At 52.9% G+C, this 314-nt stretch carries 1 pseudogene; it reads right to left on the bottom strand.

The window, feature by feature from the left end:
• Positions 1–111 precede the first annotated feature (111 nt).
• Positions 112–314: pseudogene (locus SB756_RS29010) on the bottom strand (IS481 family transposase); the annotation flags it as partial.

Raw genomic sequence — 314 nt, 5'->3', positions numbered from 1 at the left:
GGCGACGGCGATCCGTGTGGCGGCAAAGGAAGAACGCTGGGTCAAAGTGCAAGAAGTTTAAGCGAAACTTGTAGTGAGCGGGCTTGACCCGGTACAAACCGGGGACATCGTTTACACATTTGAAGCTTGGACGCGAGTCATTCCCCGTCCAAGCCTCCCCAAGGGATAGTCACACAGGTAAAGATCCCAAACATCATCTTCAGTCTCTTTCAGCCCTATTCGCTCTCCAGCTAGCGCTTCGCTAACAAATACCAGCTTGCCCTTCCACATTATCGAACCGTTCTGCCTGACGCTTCGAACCAACATTTCCGCCG

The sequence above is a fragment of the Pseudomonas sp. SIMBA_068 genome (assembly GCF_046534705.1).
GTDB classification, from domain to species: Bacteria; Pseudomonadota; Gammaproteobacteria; order Pseudomonadales; family Pseudomonadaceae; genus Aquipseudomonas; species Aquipseudomonas putida.
Note: the sequence above shows the minus strand (reverse complement) of the source record. Positions and strands in the feature narration are given on the sequence as shown.